The organism is Klebsiella sp. 2680, from assembly GCF_900198535.1.
Taxonomy (GTDB): Bacteria; Pseudomonadota; Gammaproteobacteria; order Enterobacterales; family Enterobacteriaceae; genus Klebsiella; species Klebsiella indica.
This window is the reverse complement of sequence record NZ_FZNJ01000007.1, coordinates 63,665-83,436: the sequence shown is the minus strand read 5'-3', so window position 1 is coordinate 83,436 and position 19,772 is coordinate 63,665. Positions and strand designations below refer to the sequence as shown.

At 55.1% G+C, this 19,772-nt stretch carries 19 protein-coding genes; 6 read left to right on the top strand and 13 right to left on the bottom strand.

The window, feature by feature from the left end; all coding sequences use genetic code 11:
- Window positions 1-8 precede the first annotated feature (8 nt).
- Complete coding sequence (gene tpiA / locus FN037_RS22445; protein ID WP_138360982.1) at window positions 9-776, bottom strand: triose-phosphate isomerase; 768 nt, start codon at window positions 774-776, stop codon at window positions 9-11.
- Between the two features lie 108 nt (window positions 777-884).
- The gene (locus FN037_RS22440; protein WP_138360983.1) at window positions 885-1,484 is read right to left on the bottom strand and encodes a DUF1454 family protein; all 600 of its coding nucleotides are present in this window, start codon (window positions 1,482-1,484) and stop codon (window positions 885-887) included.
- Window positions 1,485-1,596: 112 nt separating this feature from the next.
- Here FN037_RS22440 and FN037_RS22435 point away from each other — a divergent pair, with 112 nt between their 5' ends.
- A complete protein-coding gene (locus tag FN037_RS22435) occupies window positions 1,597-2,025 on the top strand; it encodes a DUF805 domain-containing protein (RefSeq protein WP_138360984.1) in 429 nt (142 codons plus the stop codon).
- Here FN037_RS22435 and fpr read toward each other — a convergent pair whose 3' ends face one another.
- From fpr to gmk, 7 genes are all read right to left on the bottom strand, one after another.
- Complete coding sequence (gene fpr, locus FN037_RS22430) at window positions 2,026-2,772, bottom strand: ferredoxin--NADP(+) reductase (protein ID WP_142503193.1); 747 nt, start codon at window positions 2,770-2,772, stop codon at window positions 2,026-2,028.
- Window positions 2,773-2,867: 95 nt separating this feature from the next.
- Complete coding sequence (gene glpX / locus FN037_RS22425; RefSeq protein ID WP_138360986.1) at window positions 2,868-3,878, bottom strand: class II fructose-bisphosphatase; 1,011 nt, start codon at window positions 3,876-3,878, stop codon at window positions 2,868-2,870.
- Window positions 3,879-3,931: 53 nt separating this feature from the next.
- Complete coding sequence (recG, locus tag FN037_RS22420) at window positions 3,932-6,013, bottom strand: ATP-dependent DNA helicase RecG (protein ID WP_142503192.1); 2,082 nt, start codon at window positions 6,011-6,013, stop codon at window positions 3,932-3,934.
- Between the two features lie 4 nt (window positions 6,014-6,017).
- Window positions 6,018-6,707, bottom strand: a complete 690-nt coding sequence (gene trmH / locus FN037_RS22415; RefSeq protein WP_138360988.1) for a tRNA (guanosine(18)-2'-O)-methyltransferase TrmH — start codon at window positions 6,705-6,707, stop codon at window positions 6,018-6,020.
- 138 nt (window positions 6,708-6,845) lie between these two features.
- A complete protein-coding gene (spoT, locus tag FN037_RS22410; protein WP_138360989.1) occupies window positions 6,846-8,966 on the bottom strand; it encodes a bifunctional GTP diphosphokinase/guanosine-3',5'-bis pyrophosphate 3'-pyrophosphohydrolase in 2,121 nt (706 codons plus the stop codon).
- Between the two features lie 18 nt (window positions 8,967-8,984).
- Window positions 8,985-9,260, bottom strand: coding sequence for a DNA-directed RNA polymerase subunit omega (gene rpoZ, locus FN037_RS22405; protein ID WP_004106927.1), 276 nt, complete (start codon window positions 9,258-9,260; stop codon window positions 8,985-8,987).
- 54 nt (window positions 9,261-9,314) lie between these two features.
- Window positions 9,315-9,938 carry a guanylate kinase gene (gene gmk / locus FN037_RS22400; protein ID WP_138360990.1) on the bottom strand — a complete coding sequence of 208 codons (624 nt, stop codon included), beginning with the start codon at window positions 9,936-9,938 and terminating at the stop codon, window positions 9,315-9,317.
- A gap of 258 nt (window positions 9,939-10,196) precedes the next feature.
- Between gmk and ligB the strand changes: the two genes are divergently transcribed.
- The 5 genes from ligB to fabY all read left to right on the top strand — a co-directional run bounded on the left by ligB (window position 10,197) and on the right by fabY (window position 15,667).
- Window positions 10,197-11,873: an NAD-dependent DNA ligase LigB gene (ligB, locus tag FN037_RS22390; protein WP_142503191.1), complete on the top strand. Its 1,677-nt coding sequence runs from the start codon at window positions 10,197-10,199 to the stop codon at window positions 11,871-11,873.
- A 920-nt stretch (window positions 11,874-12,793) separates the two neighbouring features.
- Entirely contained in the window at window positions 12,794-13,393 is a 600-nt protein-coding gene (yihX, locus tag FN037_RS22380; protein ID WP_138362808.1) for a glucose-1-phosphatase, read from the top strand.
- Entirely contained in the window at window positions 13,387-14,247 is an 861-nt protein-coding gene (locus tag FN037_RS22375) for a virulence factor BrkB family protein (RefSeq protein ID WP_138362809.1), read from the top strand. Before yihX ends, FN037_RS22375 begins: the two co-directional genes overlap by 7 nt.
- Window positions 14,244-14,681, top strand: coding sequence for a D-aminoacyl-tRNA deacylase (dtd, locus tag FN037_RS22370; RefSeq protein ID WP_138362810.1), 438 nt, complete (start codon window positions 14,244-14,246; stop codon window positions 14,679-14,681). Before FN037_RS22375 ends, dtd begins: the two co-directional genes overlap by 4 nt.
- A 44-nt stretch (window positions 14,682-14,725) precedes the next feature.
- Complete coding sequence (gene fabY, locus FN037_RS22365) at window positions 14,726-15,667, top strand: fatty acid biosynthesis protein FabY (protein WP_171034944.1); 942 nt, start codon at window positions 14,726-14,728, stop codon at window positions 15,665-15,667.
- 19 nt (window positions 15,668-15,686) lie between these two features.
- On the opposite strand, the gene FN037_RS22360 is transcribed toward fabY, so the two are convergent.
- The 4 genes from FN037_RS22360 to fdxH all read right to left on the bottom strand — a co-directional run bounded on the left by FN037_RS22360 (window position 15,687) and on the right by fdxH (window position 19,771).
- Window positions 15,687-16,604, bottom strand: a complete 918-nt coding sequence (locus tag FN037_RS22360) for an alpha/beta hydrolase (protein WP_142503189.1) — start codon at window positions 16,602-16,604, stop codon at window positions 15,687-15,689.
- A gap of 182 nt (window positions 16,605-16,786) precedes the next feature.
- The gene (gene fdhE, locus FN037_RS22355) at window positions 16,787-17,716 is read right to left on the bottom strand and encodes a formate dehydrogenase accessory protein FdhE (RefSeq protein ID WP_138362813.1); all 930 of its coding nucleotides are present in this window, start codon (window positions 17,714-17,716) and stop codon (window positions 16,787-16,789) included.
- A 526-nt stretch (window positions 17,717-18,242) separates the two neighbouring features.
- Window positions 18,243-18,872, bottom strand: coding sequence for a formate dehydrogenase cytochrome b556 subunit (fdoI, locus tag FN037_RS22350; protein ID WP_142503188.1), 630 nt, complete (start codon window positions 18,870-18,872; stop codon window positions 18,243-18,245).
- Window positions 18,869-19,771: a formate dehydrogenase subunit beta gene (fdxH, locus tag FN037_RS22345; protein WP_138362815.1), complete on the bottom strand. Its 903-nt coding sequence runs from the start codon at window positions 19,769-19,771 to the stop codon at window positions 18,869-18,871. The genes fdoI and fdxH overlap by 4 nt, the downstream gene beginning before the upstream one ends.
- Window position 19,772 lies beyond the last annotated feature (1 nt).

Below are 19,772 nucleotides of genomic sequence, written 5' to 3'. Positions count from 1 at the left end.
ATTGTATCTTACGCATTTTTTGCCGCTTCAGCGGCTTTAACGATCACTGCGAAAGCGTCAGCTTTCAAGGATGCGCCGCCAACCAGCGCGCCGTCGATATCCGGCTGGGTGAACAGCTCCGCCGCGTTGCCCGCGTTAACGGAACCGCCATACTGGATGATGACTTGCTCAGCCACTTTCGCATCGGCTTTCGCGATGTGGTCACGAATAAATTTGTGTACCGCCTGAGCCTGAGCCGGGGTAGCGGATTTGCCGGTACCGATTGCCCACACCGGTTCGTAAGCGATAACGGCGCCTTCGAACGCGCTCGCGCCCTGAGTTTTCAGAACGGCGTCGATCTGACGCGCGCACACTTCTTCCGTTTTTCCCGCTTCGTTTTCTGCTTCGGTTTCACCGATGCACAGTACCGGGATCAGCCCCTGTTCTTTCAGAACAGCGAATTTTTTAGCGATAAATTCATCGGATTCTTTGTGGTAGGTACGACGCTCGGAGTGGCCGATAATGATGTACTGAGCGCCGATGTCTTTCAGCATTGCGGCAGATGTTTCGCCGGTGAATGCGCCGGACAGGTTCAGGTCAACGTTCTGCGCGCCCAGGTGAATGTGGCTGCCTGCTGCGGCTTGTTTAGCCAGGTCGATGTACATCTCAGGCGGAGCAATGGCAACGGCACAGCCGGTTACGCCAGCCAGTTCGGTACGCAGGTTAGCGACCAGTTCGTTTACCATGTGGCGGCTGCCGTTCAGTTTCCAGTTACCCATCACTAAAGGATGTCGCATTTTTATTCTCCACGCTTTAAAGCGAATTAAGGAATATAGCCGCCCCCGCGGGCAGCATGGTCTGTGAAACAGTATAGAGATTCATCCCTGGAAAGGCTTTGCTTTTTGTCATTTATTGTTGTTTTCCAGCGTTTCAGATAGCGCCAGCTTAATCGGTTCAACAGCGAAGGTTAGCCCCTTTTCACCGTCGTCAGCCACAACATAGCGCACCGCGCCTTCGCTTTCCGTGAAATAACGCTTTCCTTTCCCTGCGGCCAGCAATTTTTGCAGCTTCTGCTGGCTTTGTATCTGGCTAAGCGTAGGCACGAAAGCGCGTATTACGGCACTCATATACTCCTGCGCTTTGGCTTTCGCCGCTCTTTGCTGCGGCCCCTCAATCGGCAGCCAGGTGATTTGCATTGATTTAATTTTGAGCGTCCCGCGCTCAAGGGCGGTAGAGGCGTAAAGGTTTTCGTTAATTTTGCTGGCGGCGCGGGTCAGGTTCGCCTGGTCCCGGCTGGAGGTAATGGCGCGAAATTCATTGAGTGGTAGATTTGGATTATTTGCGTTAAATTTTTCCCGAAACTCGCTGATGGAGGTATCAAAAACCGGCGAGCCCGGGAGAAGATAGGGCGCCGTGGTGGTGGACTCAGACCCGGCGGACAACGCTTCCGGGCCGACGGATAGCGCCGCCAGGCCAATAAAACATAAGGTTGTCCACTTCTTCATACCCATCTTTCCTTTTTTTGTCTGCAGATGATTAAAACGATAACCGCCGCGCTTGTCAAAAAGTCACTTCTCCAGGCTAAACTACGCCAGTGATGATCATAAGGAATAAAATATGTCCCTACAGCAGTGGCTATTCTCAATTAAAGGGCGGATTGGACGCCGCGATTTCTGGATCTGGATTGCTATCTGGATAATGACCATGAGCGCGCTGTTTACGCTGGCTGGCAGTAATCTTCTCAATTTGCAAACGGCGGCTTTTATTCTGGTGTGCCTGTTGTGGCCCACGGCGGCAGTCACCGTTAAACGCCTGCACGATCGGGGAAAATCCGGGCTCTGGGCGCTACTGCTGATTCTGGCGTGGATGCTGCTGGCGGGGAACTGGTCCATGTTGCCCGGCGTCTGGCAGTGGGGCGTAGGGCGGTTCATTCCGACGCTGATTATCGTCATGATGCTTATTGATCTGGGCGCATTTGTCGGCACCCAGGGGGCGAATAAGTTTGGTGCCGAGACGCTGGATGTACGCTGGAAAGCGGCGTCCTGACTACCAGTAGTGTTCGGCAGTCATATGGCCAGGGCGGCGACGCAGATGCTTACGCATCTGCCGGGTCTCTTTCAGCAACTGCTGGGTGTCGCGCACCATCTGCGGGTTCCCACACAGCATGACGTGGCTGTTATCGGCATTCATCGGCAGGCCAACGGCCTCTTCCAGCGCGCCGGTTTCAATCAGGAACGGAATCCGTCCCGTCAGCATACCCGGCACGCTTTCCCGGCTGACAACCGGCTGAATGCGGAGTTTACCCGCATAGCGTGCTGCCAGCGCCTGCATCTGCGGCAGGTAGCTGAGGTCGGCGGCATACCGCGCCGCGTGTACCAGCACCACGTTTTTAAAGCGCTCCAGGTCTTTCCCCTCTTCCAGAATCGACAGGTACGGGCCAATCGCCGTACCCGTGGCTAACATCCACAGCGTGTCGCAATCCGGTACTTCGTCCAGCACAAAGAAACCGGCGGCCTCGCTGACAACCTGCACTTCATCTCCCGGCTTCAGCGCCGCGAGCCGTGGGCTGAGTTTGCCCTCCGGTACGGTTACCAGGTAGAACTCAAGATCAGGATTCCCGGGCGCGTTGACGTAGGAATAGGCGCGCTGCACGCGTTCACCGTCAACATCCAGCCCCAGTTTGGCAAACTGCCCTGCGGTGAATGGATCAACCGGCGCGTGAACGGTGAGGCTAAACAGTGCATCAGTCCAGTTCTGCACTTTTATCACTTTGCCTGTAACCCAGTTTGCCATAACGTCTCTCCTTTCAATCTTGTTAGCGTATCTTCACCGCGACGAGAGCAGATTTCCAGCCCGAAAAGGCCGGAAAGCTCGATTGATCAAATGATTTACAGGATGTGTAACTGGATATCCGGATCTTTGCGATCGAGATAATGAATCGACTGAATACGGCGGATGGTACGGGATTTTCCGCGGATGAGCAGCGTTTCGGTGGTGGCCATATTCCCCTTGCGCGTGATACCGTCCAGCAGATCGCCTTTGGTGATGCCGGTGGCGGAAAAAACCACATTGTCGCTGCGCGCCATATCGTCCAGGCGCAGCACTTTGCCCGTTTCAATGCCCATTGCCTGGCAGCGCTGCAGCTCGTTTTCGCCGATGCGGCGGTTCTCTTCGTTGTCGCCTTTTACGTGATGACGCGCCAGCAGACGGCCATTCATATCGCCGTCCAGCGCGCGAATCACCGCTGCGGACACCACACCTTCCGGTGCGCCGCCGATACCGTACATGACGTCAACTTCGCTGTCTGGCATACAGGTGAGAATGGATGCCGCGACGTCGCCATCAGGGATGGCGAATACGCGCACGCCCAGTTTTTGTAGTTCAACAATAACGTCATCGTGACGTGGTTTGGCTAAAATGGTGACCGTTAATTCACTTAGCGGTTTGTTCAGCGCGCTGGCGATGTTATGCAGGTTTTCCGCCAGCGGCAGGTTGAGATCAATAGCGCCTTTCGCCCCCGGACCGACAATCAGCTTCTCCATGTACATATCCGGCGCGTTGAGGAAACAGCCCTTATCGCCTACCGCCATGACCGCCAGCGCGTTGGCCTGGCCCATCGCCGTCATGCGCGTGCCTTCGATGGGATCGACGGCGATATCCACCGCATCACCGTTGCCGGTACCGACGCGCTCGCCAATATACAGCATCGGCGCTTCATCGATTTCGCCTTCGCCGATCACGATCGTGCCGTCAATATTGACCAGGTTGAGCATAATACGCATGGCATTGACGGCTGCGCCGTCGGCAGTGTTTTTATCACCACGACCCAACCATTTATAGCCCGCCAGCGCGGCGGCTTCGGTGACACGCGAAAATTCGATGGCCAGTTCTCGTTTCATAATCCACTCATCTGAAGAAAAATTATGCGCAGCGTGGTGAGAGGACCTTTGCGCTACGCGTTGGAATAGCGTTCGGTTTCCGGCATCCAGCGCTCAATAAGCGCCTGAGCTTGCCGGGGATAGCGCTCGTGAATATGACGGGCGATACGCTGAACCTCCGGGATCATCGCCTGATCGCGCAGTAAATCCGCCACTTTGAATTCCGCGTTGCCGGTCTGACGGGTGCCGAGGAGCTCGCCGGGGCCGCGAATTTCCAGGTCTTTCTGGGCAATGACGAAACCGTCGTTGCTATCGCGCAGCACCTGCAGGCGCTTTTGTGCGGTTTTTGAGAGCGGCGATTTGTAGAGCAACACGCAGTGAGAGGCCATCGCTCCGCGCCCGACGCGCCCTCTGAGCTGGTGAAGCTGCGCCAGTCCCAGACGTTCCGGGTTTTCGATAATCATCAGGCTGGCGTTGGGCACGTCAACGCCGACTTCAATCACCGTGGTGGCGACCAGCAGATGCAGCGCACCTTGCTTAAACGCGCTCATTACCGCCTGTTTTTCGGCAGATTTCATACGCCCGTGTACCAGGCCGATATTCAGCTCCGGCAGAGCCAGTTTTAGCTCTTCCCAGGTGGCTTCCGCTGCCTGGGCTTCCAGCAGATCCGATTCTTCAATCAGCGTACAGACCCAGTAGGCCTGGCGGCCTTCATGGCTACAGGCGTTACGCACACGATCGATGATATCGCTGCGGCGGGTATCCGGAATCGCCACCGTAGTGACTGGCGTGCGGCCCGGCGGCAGTTCGTCGATAACGGAAGTGTCGAGATCGGCGTAGGCGGTCATCGCCAGAGTCCGTGGAATCGGGGTCGCGGTCATGATCAACTGATGAGGATGAAAACCCTGCTGTTGGCCCTTCTCCCATAACGCCAGGCGCTGGTGGACGCCAAAACGGTGCTGTTCGTCGATAATGACCAGCGCCAGGCCGTTAAACTGTACCTGTTCCTGGAAGATGGCGTGGGTACCGACAATCATCTGGACCTGGCCGCTGGCGATCGCCTCCTGTTGCGCCAGACGGGCTTTGCCTTTTTGCTTGCCCGCCAGCCAGCCGACTTCAAGGCCTAAAGGTTCGAACCAACTGCGGAAGTTATGCGCATGCTGTTCTGCCAGCAGTTCGGTCGGCGCCATTAGCGCTACCTGCTTGCCGTGGGCGATAGCGCGCAATGCGGCAAGCGCGGCGACCAGGGTTTTACCGGAACCTACATCACCCTGTACCAGACGCATCATCGGTACATCCAGCGCCATATCACGCTCGATTTCAGCCGTCACGCGCGCCTGAGCGCCAGTAGGTGTGAACGGAAGGGAGGCCAGCAGCTTATCTTTTAGCGTATTGTCAGCGCTGAGTGCGAGGGCGTGGTAGCGCTGGGCGCCCGCCCGCAACGCCAGCATGCTGAGGTTATGCGCCAGCAGTTCTTCCAGAATGAGACGCCTCTGCGCCGGATGCTTACCGCTTTCCAGTTCGCTGAGCTGTAAAGAGGGCGGCGGGCGATGCAGGGTGCGCAAGGCTTCTGGCAGGCTCATCATCCCCTGGGCCAGCTCCGGCGGCAGCAGCTCATTGATCGCGCAGGTTTCAAGTAGTTCCAGCGCCTGGTCGGTGAGCTTACGCAGGGTCGCCTGCTTGACGCCTTCTGTCGTGGGATAAACCGGGGTCAGCGTTTCCTGTAAATCGGGGGGACTCATATCGCCCTGAACCCGGTATTCCGGGTGGATCATTTCCGCCCCGTGTTTACCGCGTTTCGCTTCTCCGTAGGCCAGTACGCGGCGCCCGGTCGCCAGGCTATTTTTCATTGCCGCGCTGAAATTGAAAAAGCGTAGGGTGAGGATGCCGGAACCGTCGCTGATCTGACAGGTCATCATCCGGCGACCGCCGAAGGTGATGTTGCAGTTGAGAACTTCACCTTCGACGGTGGCGTACACGCCGGGCAACAGTTCGCTGATTTGATACAGGTGAGTACGGTCTTCATAACGCAGCGGCAGATGCAGAAGCAGATCCTGCACCGTATGCAGGCCAATTTTCGCCAGTTTGCTGCTCTGTGCCGCGCCAACGCCGGTTAGGGTATTGAGAGGGATGGCATCTAACAGGCGACCTTGCATAGTTTTATCCCGCCGCCTGCATGGTGGCCCACCAGGCGGCATCGGCTTCAACTTCCCCCTGCTCGTTGACGTGGGGGTAGGGCAGGCCTTTACGTTTCGCGACCTTTGCCAGCACCGGATAGCCGCCTTCAAACAGCAGACGCTGCTGGTCTTCTTCCGGCAGCATGCTGTTCTCGCGCTGGTACATGCCGGCATTTTGCCGCTGGCGCTGGGCTTCATACAGAATGAGCGCCGAGGCAACGGAGACGTTCAGCGACTGCACCATGCCAGTCATTGGGATAATGATGTCCTGATCCGCCAGGTCTAACGCTTCCTGAGTGATACCCGTTTTCTCCTGACCCATCAGGATGCAGGTTGGACGGGTATAGTCGATTTCACGAAAATCAACGGCTTTATCAGAGAGATGAGTTGCGAGGATTTGCATCCCCTGACTTTTTAAATGGGCGACCGCATCGCCAATAGTTCGGTGGGTTTTGACCTGTACCCAACTGTTGCTGCCAGCCGCCGCGGAGGCCATGGTGCGCATACGGCTACCCGGCCAGATGGCGTGGACTTCATGCACGCCGACGGCGTCTGCGGTACGGATCACCGCAGAGACGTTATGAGGTTTGTGGACCTGCTCCATGCAGACCGTCAGATCAGGCTGACGTCTGGCGAGCATTTCACAAATACGCGCATAACGCTGTGGGTTCATATGCTCTTATCCTTCAAATTGCGTCGGCGTTGGTTGCGGGTGACTCGATTTATCGCCTCCCCCCTTCGGGGCAGTGTAAGCGCTGTTCAAAATGCGAAAGCGTTTCGGGAGGCAAGCAAAATGATTTTGTGTATCAAGCTAGTTTCGGTTACGGGTGACTTTTATCACGTCCGGCATCACGCGGATCTTGCGCATAATATTTGCCAGATGCACGCGGTCGCGCGCGGTGAGACGAATAAAGGCGCTGTATACGCGGCCATCTTTTTCTTCCGTATTCAGACTTTGAATATTGGAAGATGCGGTGTTGATCGCCGCAGTCAGGTTAGCCAGCGCGCCCTGGTGGTTGAACATATCCACCTTAATTTCGGTGATAAACTCCTGCGCCGTCTCTTTATCCCACTCGACCGCCATAAATTTCTCCGGCTCTTTCTGATAGCCGCGAATATTACGACAGGACTCATGGTGGATAACCAGCCCTTTGCCGGGGCTGACGTGCGCAATAATGGGGTCGCCGGGAATCGGGCGGCAGCATTTGGCAAACGTCAGCAGCACGCCATCTGCGCCTTTAATCGGCAGATGGTTGTGCCCCGCAGGCGCTGGTTGTGCCGGCACGGCGGGGGTTTGCCCTTGCTGCAGATTCCTTGCGACCACGACGCTCATGGCATTGCCGAGGCCGATTTCAGCCAGCAGATCGTCAAGGGTTGCCAGCTTGATGCGCTCAAGTTCATGCTGAATATTCTCTGGCGGAATTTCAGCCAGCTTACGACTGCCGCCAAGCGCGTGGTTGAGCAAGCGGCGTCCGAGGCTGACGGAGTCTTCGCGCTTGAGGTTTTTCAATAACTGGCGAATCTTGGCGCGTGCTTTCGAGCTGACGACAAAATTCAGCCACGCCGCGTTGGGACGCGCGCCAGGCGCGGTAATAATCTCTACCGTCTGACCGCTGGAGAGCGGCTGCGACAGCGGGTATGGCTGACGATCTACCCGTGCACCGACGCAGGCATGGCCGATATCGGTATGCACCGCATAGGCGAAGTCTACCGGCGTAGCGCCAGTGGGCAGTTCAACAATGCGCCCTTCCGGGGTGAAAACGTAAATCTCATCCGGGAACAGATCGGATTTCACGCTTTCAATGAATTCAAATGAACTACCGGCGCTTTGCTGGAGCTCCAGCAGGCTCTGCATCCAGCGCTGGGCGCGGATTTGCGCGGTGGTGCTACTTTCGCCGCCGTGCTCTTTATAAGCCCAGTGCGCCGCAACCCCCATTTCCGCCATCTGGTCCATGTCCTCGGTACGAATTTGCACCTCAACCGGGACGCCGTGCGGGCCGATCATCGAAGTGTGCAAAGATTGATAGCCGTTCGCTTTCGGAATGGCGATATAGTCTTTAACGCGACCGGGACGCGGCTTGTAAAGGCTGTGCATCTGACCCAGCACGCGATAGCAGGTGTCAGAGTCATGCACGATTACGCGGAAGGCGTAGATATCCATGATCGAGTGAAAACGCTGCTCTTTGAGCACCATCTTGCAGTAGATAGAGTATAAATGCTTTTCACGCCCGCTCACGCGACAGGGAATCCCCGCTTCCTGCAAACGCCCTTCGATCTCAGAGAGGATTTTTTGAATCATCTCTTTGCGGTTGCCGCGCGCCGCTTTAACCACCTCTTTAATGACGCGGTAGCGGTTAGGGTACAGCGCCTCAAAGCCCAGCTCTTCGAGCTCGGTTTTGATGTGATGGATACCTAAACGGTGCGCCAGGGGGCTATAGATTTCCAGCGTTTCGCGGGCGATACGACGACGTTTATCCGGGCGCAATGAACCCAGCGTGCGCATATTGTGGGTGCGGTCAGCGAGCTTGATAAGGATGACGCGGATATCCTGCACCATCGCCATAATCATTTTGCGAAAGTTTTCAGCCTGGGCCTCTTTCTTATCGCGAAATTTCAGCTTATCAAGCTTTGACACCCCCTCAACCAGTTCAGCAACGCTTTTCCCAAAAAGCTGCTCCATGTCCTGGTAGGTGGCGGGGGTATCCTCTATCACATCGTGCAGCAGGGCGGCCATGAGCGTTTCGTGGTCGAGTTTCATTTCGGCCAGAATACAGGCTACCGCTACCGGGTGTGTGATATAGGGTTCACCGCTCGAACGTGTCTGACCCTCGTGAGCGTCACGTGCAACGAGATAAGCCTGCCGAAGACGTTTAATTTGCTCTTCCGGCAGGTAGTTTTGAATCAGCTGATTCAGGCTTTCAAACAGATACAAGGGCGACCCGCTGTGTGATTAACGACGACCTTCAGCAATAGCGGTAACGGCTTGTAATTCAGCGGCTTCCTGCTCTTGCTGTTCCTGGCGCTCACGAACGTCGAGGATCTTGTTGTTGATCAGACCTTCTTCGATTTCGCGCAGTGCGATTACGGTAGTTTTATCGTTTTCTTCCGGTACGAGCGGATCCTTTCCGCCTACCTGCATCTGACGAGCGCGACGCGCGGCGACCAGTACCAAGTCAAAACGGTTACCAATTTTCTCTACAGCGTCCTGAACAGTTACGCGTGCCATACTTAAAATGCTCCACAGGTGAAGAAATGACTGGGCATGATACTGAAAGTGGGTTCAGTCTGCCAACAGTTTGCTGATTAAAGCGCCATGTCGCAGCTTTTGGCGGCTCATGCGCAGGCGTTCGGCGCGAATAATAATTTTCAAATCGCTTAACGCGGTATCAAAATCATCATTCACTATAAGGTAATCATATTCCGCGTAATGGCTCATTTCTGCAACTGCCTGAGCCATACGTTTCGCGATAACCTCTTCGCTGTCCTGACCGCGGCCGCGCAGGCGACGGTCAAGCTCATCTTTGGACGGCGGCAAAATAAAGATGCTGCGCGCGCCAGGCATTCTGTTACGGATTTGCTGTGCGCCCTGCCAGTCGATATCAAGGAAGACATCGACGCCGGTCGCCAGTACCTGCTCGATAGCTTCGCGAGAGGTGCCGTAATAGTTGCCAAAGACTTCTGCATGTTCAAGAAAAGCGTCTCTGTCAATCATCTTTCTGAATTCGTCATGATTAACAAAGAAATAGTGTTCACCGTGCACTTCACCCGGGCGTGGCGCGCGTGTGGTATGCGAAACAGAAACCTGAGAGTCGTACAACGGTTGGGTTTTTAATAAAGCCTGAATCAGGCTGGATTTACCTGCGCCGCTAGGGGCGGAAACAATATAAAGCGTGCCTTGAGCCATGAGTGTCTTATGTATGTGGTGGTCAAAATAGAGCTTACATACGAGCCTATTATACACGCTGCCGCAGCGTGACGTAGTCCTTGTCACACTTTTTGCGTTGTTTCTTTCATTTTGCCTGCTGTTTTCCTGATTTCCTGGGGTGTTGCAGAAATAACGCAGAAAATCTGGATGTCAGTTGGTCCTGTTAAAAAATCACCCCTCGCCGAGGAAAACGCAACTGCGGCACAATGCCCGACGAGAAAACAGGAGGGCATCGTGATGCAAAAAGGAATCTGGGCACTGCTGCTATGGGGGCTGGTGTGTGATGGCTACGCCGCCTGTCCTGCGTGGCCGCAGGACAGAGCGGAACGGGAAATCGAGCGCCTCAGTCAGCAAATAACAAAATGGAATAATGCCTATTGGCATCAAGGAAACAGCCCGGTAAGCGACGAGGTCTATGATCAACTGGCGGCGCGACTGGCGTACTGGCAGCGCTGCTTTACCAGCAACATCCCCGCACATGATGAATTTCCTGCGTTAAAGGGCGACGTCAGGCATCCGGTGGCGCATACCGGCGTGCGCAAACTGGCGGATCAAGCCAGCGTGGCGCGCTGGATGCGCGATCGGAGTGGCTTGTGGGTACAGCCTAAGGTGGATGGTGTCGCGGTTACCCTGGTTTACCGGCAAGGTCGTTTGGCGCAGGCGATAAGTCGGGGAAATGGCCTGGCTGGTGAAGACTGGACGGCGAAAATCCTGCAGATCCCTTCCGTACCCAAGTCTGTGGATGCTGAACTTGCCAACAGCGTGCTGCAGGGTGAACTGTTCCTGCTGCGAGAGGGGCATGTGCAAAAACAGATGGGAGGCATGAACGCGCGGGCAAAAGTTGCTGGCATGATGATGCGCCAGGCAACTGCTGTGGATCTCGATAAGCTGGGCGTATTTATTTGGGCATGGCCCGATGGCCCGGCGAATATGAACCAGCGACTGGCATTACTGCAGCAGAATGGCTTTATTCATAGCGCGCATTTTTCACATTCCGTCGCTCATGTACAGCAGGTTGCGCAGTGGCGTCAACGTTGGTTCAGCTCGCCGCTGCCTTTTGTGACCGATGGCGTTGTGGTGCGACGGGAACGAGAGTCCGCCGGGCGCTTCTGGGGGCCGGGGCAGGGCGACTGGGTTATTGCCTGGAAATATCCGCCAGCTTCACGGGTTATGGAAGTTCACGGTATCAGCTTTAGTATCGGGCGCAGCGGTAAGATCGCGGTGGTCGCGCACCTTGAGCCACAGCAACTGGACGATAAGCGCGTGCGGCGAGTGAGCGTCGGCTCGCTCTCCCGCTGGCAAAATCTGGATATCGGCATTGGCGATCAGCTACAAATTAGCCTCGCCGGACAAGGCATACCGCGTATCGATTCCGTTGTCTGGCGCACGGCGCTGCGCAATAAGCCGCGGCCTCCTGAGGCGCATTTTAATTCGTTAAGCTGTTATTTCGCCACGCCTGAATGTGCGGAACAGTTTCTCTCACGGTTGGCGTGGCTTTCATCCCGGGCGGCTCTTGATATTGAGGGCGCGGGAGAGACGCTATGGCGGACAGTACACGATGCCCGGCACATGGATCACATCTTTTCATGGCTGGCGTTTACCCCGGAGCACCTGCAAACCATACCGGGAATATCAGCGCAGCGCGGGCTTAGGCTGTGGCATCAGTTTAATCTCACGCGTAAACAACCCTTTCTGCGCTGGGTGCAGGCAATGGGTGTTCCTGTTCCGCAGAGCGCATTTTCAGGATTGAGGAAAGACGACTGGCAGCGGTTACTGGAAAAAGATGAAGAGCAGTGGCGGCGTTTGCCGGGTGTTGGTGCGGAGCGGGCGCGACAGTTGGTGACATTTTTACATAGCCCGAATATTGCCGTGCTGGCAAAGTGGCTCAGCGAGCAACGAATTTCTGGGTTCTGAAACAATTGATGTGCGCTGTGATTGTAATGAAAAATAGGCCACTCCAAAGGCTTGCGCAGTACCCGGGTGGGTAATAAATCCGGGCAATATCACGTAATGCTTGTCAGTTAAGGGCTGTCAGTTGCGTTTATGGCTGGCTGAGCGGTTCCGTTAATCGGTGGTTCTGGCGAGCATGACGCATTTTTCGTTTTCACCCATTCAGATTCCGTGGTCTGTTCCGTTCACGATAAATACGCGGATATTCGTTATATCCACAGCGTGTGAACGGGCAGGGGGACGTTTCGCCCGTCCCCCTGCACCCCCGGCATGGCGCTGAAAACCTGCCGCTGCGCGGTCCGCTCCACTCCGGCTTCATCTGGCGGACCGGGCGGGACTCGACGCTACTCGTCCCATCCCTGGGACTCGCCCTTCCAGGGCCAGCGCAAGCGCTGTTCAAAATTGCTCCCGGCAATTTTGTCCCTGTCTCGACCCGCCCTCTGGCCGCCGTCCTGGCGGCCAGTCCTGGATGCGCGCCTGCGTTCTCGCCAGGTTTCCTTGATGCGCCCAACCCCCATGCGGTGAGTCCGTTATTCGTCAGTGGCTTTTCAGAGGCTGAAAATCATAAAAAAAGTCATATCCTTTATATTTCAGCCCGTATCAGCTCAGTAAGCGAATCAACCGAATTAGATTTTCGTTTAAACCACCAATAATGCGATTGCCGCTGACAAATAAAACAAAAGACAACACCGATGATTTGCTTAAGTGAGCGGCATTGGGGCAATATCACGGCAGTATTATCGACCCTTTGATAACATTATATGTCGTTGAGATCGCCTCCTCAGTTCCAGGCACGTTTAAGAACATTCAGTTCCCGCTCTCGCATGGTCAAACTTCTCCTTTCCCGCTACAGTTAATTTTCCACGGTACAAAAGGAGAGGACCATGCTCTATATCTTTGATTTAGGTAATGTGATTGTCGATATTGACTTTAACCGCGTGCTCGGGACATGGAGTGATTTAACGCGCATCCCTCTTGCGACACTGAAGCAGCATTTCACTATGGGGGAGGCGTTTCATCAGCATGAGCGCGGCGAAATCAGCGATGAAGATTTTGCCGCAAAGATGTGCCACGAAATGAATATGTCGCTGAGCTACGAGCAGTTTTCTCATGGCTGGCAGGCTGTTTTTGTTGCCCTGCGCCCGGACGTTATCACGATCATGCAAAAATTACGTGAACAGGGGCATCGGGTGGTGGTGCTGTCGAATACTAACCGTTTACATACCACTTTCTGGCCGGATGAATACCCGGAGATACGCGCTGCCGCTGACCATATCTATCTTTCGCAAGAGATGGGGATGCGTAAACCCGAAGCGCGGATCTACCAGCGTGTTCTCGAATCAGAAGGTTTCCCGGCTGAGAATGCGATCTTTTTCGACGATAACGCCGATAATATCGCGGGGGCTAATCTGTTAAGCATCACCAGTATTCTGGTGACCGGAAAGGAGACCATCCCTAACTATTTTGCCAAACAGTTATGTTAAAAACCGTTCATCAAAAAACAACGCGCAATGTGCGGCTGCTGGCAGGCTGGCTAAAGCTGTTATGGCGGCGTATTGATGAAGATAATATGACGACTCTGGCGGGCAACCTTGCCTATGTATCGTTGCTCTCCCTTGTGCCGCTTATCGCCGTGATTTTCGCGCTGTTCGCGGCATTTCCGATGTTTTCTGACGTCAGTATTCAGATTCGTCATTTTATTTTTGCCAATTTTATCCCGGCGACCGGGGATGTCATTCAGGGCTATATTGAGCAGTTTGTGGCTAACTCCCGGCGAATGACCGCCCTGGGCGCTTTCGGTCTGATCGTGACATCGTTGCTGCTGATGTATTCCATTGATAGCGCGTTGAATACGATCTGGCGCAGTACCCGAAAGCGACCAAAGACATACTCCTTTGCGGTTTACTGGATGATCCTGACTCTGGGGCCGCTACTGGCGGGGGCCAGCCTGGCGATCAGTTCTTATCTGCTGTCGTTACGGTGGGCAAGTGAACTGAATAGCTTTATTGATGATGTCCTGCGCATTTTCCCGTTGCTGTTATCCTGGGTGGCATTCTGGCTGCTCTACAGCATTGTGCCGACGACACAGGTATGCAACCGCGATGCGGTGGTTGGTTCGCTGGTCGCCGCGCTGCTCTTTGAAGCGGGCAAGAAGGCCTTTGCTTTATATATCACCGCATTCCCGTCATATCAGTTGATTTACGGCGTGATTGCCGTGGTGCCTATTTTGTTCGTCTGGGTGTACTGGACGTGGTGTATCGTCTTGCTTGGCGCTGAAATTACTGTCACTCTCGGTGAATACCGCAAACTGAAAAAAGAAGAAACAGAACAATCATGATTGCATTAATTCAACGCGTATCCCGAGCCAGCGTTACCGTGGAGGATGACGTGACGGGTGAAATTGGCCCAGGGCTTCTGGTGCTGCTGGGTGTCGAGAGCGACGATGATGAGCAAAAGGCGAACCGTCTATGCGAACGCGTACTGGGATACCGTATTTTTAGCGATGCCGAAGGCAAGATGAACCTTAACGTACGGCAGGCTGGCGGCAGCGTGCTGGTGGTCTCACAGTTTACGCTGGCGGCGGATACCGGGCGCGGAATGCGTCCCGGATTTTCTAAAGGGGCGGCGCCGGATAAAGCGGAAGCGCTGTACGAATATTTCGTTGAGCGCTGTCGCCACCAGGAAATGAATACACAGACCGGAAGATTTGCTGCCGATATGCAAGTTTCGCTGGTGAATGATGGCCCAGTGACTTTTTGGTTGCAGGTATGAGCCAGTTTTCAGTCAGGCAGCGGATAACAAAAGAGAGTACAGCTATGTATCACCTTCGTGTACCGCAAACAGAAGAAGAGTTAGAGAGCTACTATCAGTTTCGCTGGGAGATGCTGCGTAAGCCGCTGCATCAGCCGAAAGGCTCCGAGCGGGATGCCTGGGATGCGATGGCGCACCACCAGATGGTGGTCGATGAAGAGGGCAATCTGGTTGCCGTCGGGCGACTATATGTCAATGCGGAGAATGAAGCTTCCATTCGCTTTATGGCTGTGGATCCCTCGGTACAGGATAAAGGTCTGGGGACCCTGATGGCGATGACCCTGGAGTCCGTTGCCCGTCAGGAAGGCGTTAAACGCGTGACCTGTAGCGCCCGCGAAGATGCGGTGGACTTCTTTGCTAAGCTCGGTTTTGTCAATCAGGGTGAAATTACCACTCCGACCACCACCCCGATTCGCCATTTTTTGATGATCAAGCCGATTGCCTCGCTGGACGATATTTTACACCGCGGCGACTGGTGCGCTCAGCTACAACAGGCCTGGTATCAGCATATCCCGCTTAGCGAGAAAATGGGCGTGCGCATTCAGCAGTATACCGGGCAAAAATTTATCACCACCATGCCGGAATCCGGCAACCAGAACCCGCACCATACGCTGTTTGCCGGCAGCCTGTTTTCACAGGCAACGTTAACCGGCTGGGGGCTTATCTGGCTGATGCTGCGTGAGCGGCATCTCGGCGGCACAATTATTCTTGCCGATGCGCATATTCGTTATAGCCAGCCCATTAGCGGACGCCCCAGCGCCGTTGCCGATCTCGGCTCCCTGAGCGGCGATCTCGATCGTCTGGCGCGAGGGCGCAAAGCGCGCGTTCAGCTACAGGTTGAACTCTTTGGCGATGACCAGTTGGGTGCGGTTTTTGAGGGGATCTACATTGTTCTTCCCGCGAAGCCGTTCGGCTCGTATGAAGAGGGCGGGAACGAAGAAGAGTAGTTTCCCTGCGTGCTTATCTCTATTGGCCTGGTGATTTAACCCGCCAGGCGATATCCCTCATAGCGCTTCGTGCCGCCGGGCTGATTCCCCCTGACTGAAAGAAGCCATGAATCACCCCGAGATAGCGCTGACAGGTGCAGTCAACGCCCTGCTCAACCATGTGCCGATACAGCGCTTCGCCTTCATCACACAAGGGATCGTATTCCGCGGTCAGAATATGCACTGGCGGTAAGCCATTAAAGTCGTTACGCCACAGCGGGCTGGCTTCCGGATGACGGCGTTCTGTTGATGAGAGGTACATTTCATAGCCACTGAGCAGCGTATCCTCGGTGATGATGTAATCTTTACCGTTGTCGATATAGCTCTTCATGCTGGCGGTGGCATCCAGCATCGGGTAAATCAGAATCAGTTGCGCTGGCTGCCAGCTATGGGCAGCTTTAAGGCGCAGAGCGGTCACTAATGCCAGATGTCCTCCGGCGCTATCGCCAGCAAGCGTAATACGTGAAGCGTCGATTGCGAGTCGTTCTGCGTGGCGATGAATAATCAGCGTTCCCTTTTCCGCATCGTCATGCGCGGCAGGGAAAGTCTGCTCTGGCGCTAGCCGGTATTGCATGGCGATAACCCGACAGCCGCTATGGTATGCTAACTGGCGGAGCTGATTGTCATGAGTGGCGAAACCGCCGCTGATAAAGCAGCCGCCGTGGAAATAGATAACGGCAGGGAGAGCGCCAGAAGCGTTAAGGGGAGAGACAACGCGAAATGCCATGCCCTCAAGCTCGATATCTTCTACCTGAACGCGCTTTTCCTGTTCTCCAGCCAGTACCGTACTGGCGATATAGCCGCGTCTACGGTCATCAATATTCTGTTCGCGCGATGAGGGGCGGCCTGCATCGATAAATTCCTGAACCAGTTCTGCAATGCCTTTTTCAAGCGCCATTTGTTATTCTCTTTCCTGTTTGGATATACAGTATTTTGGCCTGGTTTTTAATAGAAGAAAACGGCAGATTTCAGTCAAGGGATGCAATGCGATGCTAAAGAGTTTACTGGAATACCAGACGTGATGACGTCTTACTTATTTGTAAGCCGGGCAGCAAGCGCCGCCCGGCATAACGTCAGCAACTACTCCCCTTCTCCCGGGAACAGGAATGGGTTGATGGAGCTGCGGGCAAAACCCTCTTGTTCCATACGCGCGTCCAGCACCAGAGATGCCAGGTCATCGGCGACGGCGTCAACGTTTGGATCTTTTTCCTGATAGAGAATTTTCAGGTAAGTCCCACAGTCGCCACAGCTTTCGGCTTTAATCGCCGCTTGCTCGTTATCCAGCGACCAGTAGTGCAGATCCCGGGTCTGTTCGCAGTTGCTGCATTTCACGCGTACCACGTGCCACTCGGTTTCACACAGGTTACAGTGGAGATAACGCAGACCCTGGGTGGTGCCAATTTGTACCACGCTGGAGACCGGCATAGAACCGCATACCGGACAGAACTGACGCTGCTCACCATATTCCGCGCGGGCTTTTCCAGGGATCAGGCTGGCCATCTGCGCCCAGTAGAGCGACAGCGCGGCCCAGATGAACGGTGCTTTATCGCTGCTGACCGACGTGAAATCAGACGCAAACAGCGCGCTTGCCATCAGTTCCAGCTCCTGCTCCGAGGCCTTCTCCAGATTCTCGATAACCGCCAGCGCCGGGCCGCTCATTTCAGGCTTCAGCTCGGCAATCAGCGAATGCAGCAGCTTATGCCAGTGCTTATCACGAGGCAGAATGTGGATATCGAGCGGCGGTTTACCCTGCGCGTTCGCTTCTTTGATGCGCGTAGTCAGATCCATCTCCAGCGGGTGGTCGTACAGCACCACTTCCTGCGCATGGGCGATCAGCGCGGCAAAGCGCAGGTAATCGCCCAGCGGGTTATTTTCAGCCAGTTCGCGCAGGCGTGTGGCGCGACGGTGATATAAATTTTTTAGCCGGGGGAATAATAGCGGCGGGATCATATCCGTCGCGCGTTTTTCGCTCTGTTCCAGCTCGTCTTGCGGGATGATACGAATGCTCATTGAGTCACTTCCTGGTTGGGCAGGCTATCCCCTGGTTTTTCAGGCTGCGCCAGCGTTGGTTGCGCGCGTTTGCCGTTTTGATGCGACCAGAAATCCATGAGGTATAAAGTGGCCTGCTCTGTAATTTGGCGGGCATCATGTCGTCCGCTCTGTGAATATCGCTAATGATAACCGTAATTGACCTACGGGATATACCTATGGCATCGCAATGTGTACGTTACGATACCCGATGTTGATACCGCAGACTATGCGCCGTGCAGCTGTGAATAGCTCGTCGTGGACTCAAGCGGTGCAATAGCTAAGCTGCATGTCTGCTCTGTTTGCGACGCAATACCGATTTTCGCGCGAGGGCGAACCCACGCAGTCCGGGGATTCACGATATGTCTTTTTAGTAAAAGTATCTATTCGATGCTCATATGACCAGAATCCCGGTTGGTTCGCTGTCTATATAAAGCGGTATCCGCTAAAAAAATGGCGTCGATGCACGACGCCATTTTCGCGAGCCACAACATACTTGCGCTAATGGTTAGCGCTTATCCTGCTTTTCGCTAACCTCACGGTACCAGCGTGGGTGATGCTTCTTCGCCCATGTCTTCGTGACCCAGCCTTCCACCATCGCGGTAATCGTGCCTTTTACCCACAGCGCGGCGTAAATATGCACCATGATAACCACAATTAGCGCCACGGCGGAAAACGAATGCAGCAGCAGCGCAAAGCGGATCACCGGAACGGAGAACGCTGGCGCAAAGTACGGACGCCAGATAATCACCCCGCTTACCAGCAGCAGCACCAGGAGGATAATCGCCGCCCAGAACACGCATTTCTGGCCGAAGTTATAGCGCCCGGTGTCGCCCACTTCCTCATTAACGACGATCTTGCGAATATTCTTCGCCCAGAAGATATCGTCCCGGTTGATCAGGTTGTGATGCCAGTAACGGAAGAACATGATGATGAACGAAGCAAACATGATTACGCCGACAAACGGGTGCAGAATGCGCGCCAGCTGTGGGGTACCCATGATTTGCATCAGCCAGTTGAAGGACGGGAAGAAGAAGCCCAACCCGCTCACCGCCGCCAGCACGAAGCAGAAGGCGGTGACCCAGTGGTTGATTCGCTCTGGCGCTGTGTAGCGCACGATGGTGTCACGTCTTTTCATTTGCGCACCTCGTCATTCTCTTCATGCAGGTTGTCTTCTTCCTCTTCTGCGCGGTTCGGGCCGACACCGACATAGTGGAAGATGCTGGCGGCGAAGGTAGCCGCAAAGCCGACCGCCGCAAGAGGTTTCCAGATGCCTTTCCAGAACTTCACGGTGGCGCTGATTTCCGGATTCTCCGGCAGGCCGTGATACAGATTCGGCTTGTCGGCGTGGTGCAGCACGTACATCACGTGCGTACCGCCGACGCCTGCCGGATCGTACAGTCCGGCGTTGTCGTAGCCGCGGGTTTTCAGCTCGGTCACGCGCTCAGCCGCCAGGGTTTTCATATCCTCTTTGGAGCCAAAGTGGATAGCGCCGGTGGGGCAGGTTTTCACGCAGGCCGGTTCCTGTCCCACTGTTACGCGGTCGACGCACAGGGTGCATTTGTAGACGCGGTTGTCTTCCGGGTTCAGGCGCGGCACGTTAAACGGACAGCCGGCGATGCAGTAGCCGCAGCCGATGCACTGCTCGGACTGGAAGTCGACGATGCCGTTGGCATACTGAATGATCGCCCCTTCCGCCGGGCAGGCCTTCAGACAGCCCGGATCGGCGCAATGCATACAGCCATCCTTGCGGATAAGCCACTCCAGTTTGTCGTTCTGCTCTACTTCCGAGAAGCGCATCACCGTCCAGGATTTGGCGGTCAGATCGGCGGGGTTATCGTATACCCCGACGTTATGACCGACTTCATCACGGATGTCGTTCCATTCTGAACAGGCCACCTGACAGGCTTTACAGCCGATACAGGTGGTGACGTCGATAAGCTTCGCCACCTCTTCCTGATACTCTCGCGCACGCGGCGCGGGAGTGAAACCGTTAGTCGCGGAACGACGAACGATGTCTTGCGATTGATAAGCCATA

Bases quoted from the DNA above. Each gene is read 5' to 3' on its own strand.
- glpX (WP_138360986.1), bottom strand. From the start codon at position 3,878: ATGAAACGAGAACTGGCCATCGAATTTTCGCGTGTCACCGAAGCCGCC.
- yihX (WP_138362808.1), top strand. From the start codon at position 12,794: ATGCTCTATATCTTTGATTTAGGTAATGTGATTGTCGATATTGACTTT.
- fabY (WP_171034944.1), top strand. From the start codon at position 14,726: ATGTATCACCTTCGTGTACCGCAAACAGAAGAAGAGTTAGAGAGCTAC.
- fpr (WP_142503193.1), bottom strand. From the start codon at position 2,772: ATGGCAAACTGGGTTACAGGCAAAGTGATAAAAGTGCAGAACTGGACT.
- ligB (WP_142503191.1), top strand. From the start codon at position 10,197: ATGCAAAAAGGAATCTGGGCACTGCTGCTATGGGGGCTGGTGTGTGAT.
- FN037_RS22440 (WP_138360983.1), bottom strand. From the start codon at position 1,484: ATGAAGAAGTGGACAACCTTATGTTTTATTGGCCTGGCGGCGCTATCC.
- FN037_RS22435 (WP_138360984.1), top strand. From the start codon at position 1,597: ATGTCCCTACAGCAGTGGCTATTCTCAATTAAAGGGCGGATTGGACGC.
- gmk (WP_138360990.1), bottom strand. From the start codon at position 9,938: ATGGCTCAAGGCACGCTTTATATTGTTTCCGCCCCTAGCGGCGCAGGT.
- fdhE (WP_138362813.1), bottom strand. From the start codon at position 17,716: ATGAGCATTCGTATCATCCCGCAAGACGAGCTGGAACAGAGCGAAAAA.
- tpiA (WP_138360982.1), bottom strand. From the start codon at position 776: ATGCGACATCCTTTAGTGATGGGTAACTGGAAACTGAACGGCAGCCGC.
- FN037_RS22375 (WP_138362809.1), top strand. From the start codon at position 13,387: ATGTTAAAAACCGTTCATCAAAAAACAACGCGCAATGTGCGGCTGCTG.
- rpoZ (WP_004106927.1), bottom strand. From the start codon at position 9,260: ATGGCACGCGTAACTGTTCAGGACGCTGTAGAGAAAATTGGTAACCGT.
- trmH (WP_138360988.1), bottom strand. From the start codon at position 6,707: ATGAACCCACAGCGTTATGCGCGTATTTGTGAAATGCTCGCCAGACGT.
- fdoI (WP_142503188.1), bottom strand. From the start codon at position 18,872: ATGAAAAGACGTGACACCATCGTGCGCTACACAGCGCCAGAGCGAATC.
- fdxH (WP_138362815.1), bottom strand. From the start codon at position 19,771: ATGGCTTATCAATCGCAAGACATCGTTCGTCGTTCCGCGACTAACGGT.
- dtd (WP_138362810.1), top strand. From the start codon at position 14,244: ATGATTGCATTAATTCAACGCGTATCCCGAGCCAGCGTTACCGTGGAG.
- recG (WP_142503192.1), bottom strand. From the start codon at position 6,013: ATGCAAGGTCGCCTGTTAGATGCCATCCCTCTCAATACCCTAACCGGC.
- FN037_RS22360 (WP_142503189.1), bottom strand. From the start codon at position 16,604: ATGGCGCTTGAAAAAGGCATTGCAGAACTGGTTCAGGAATTTATCGAT.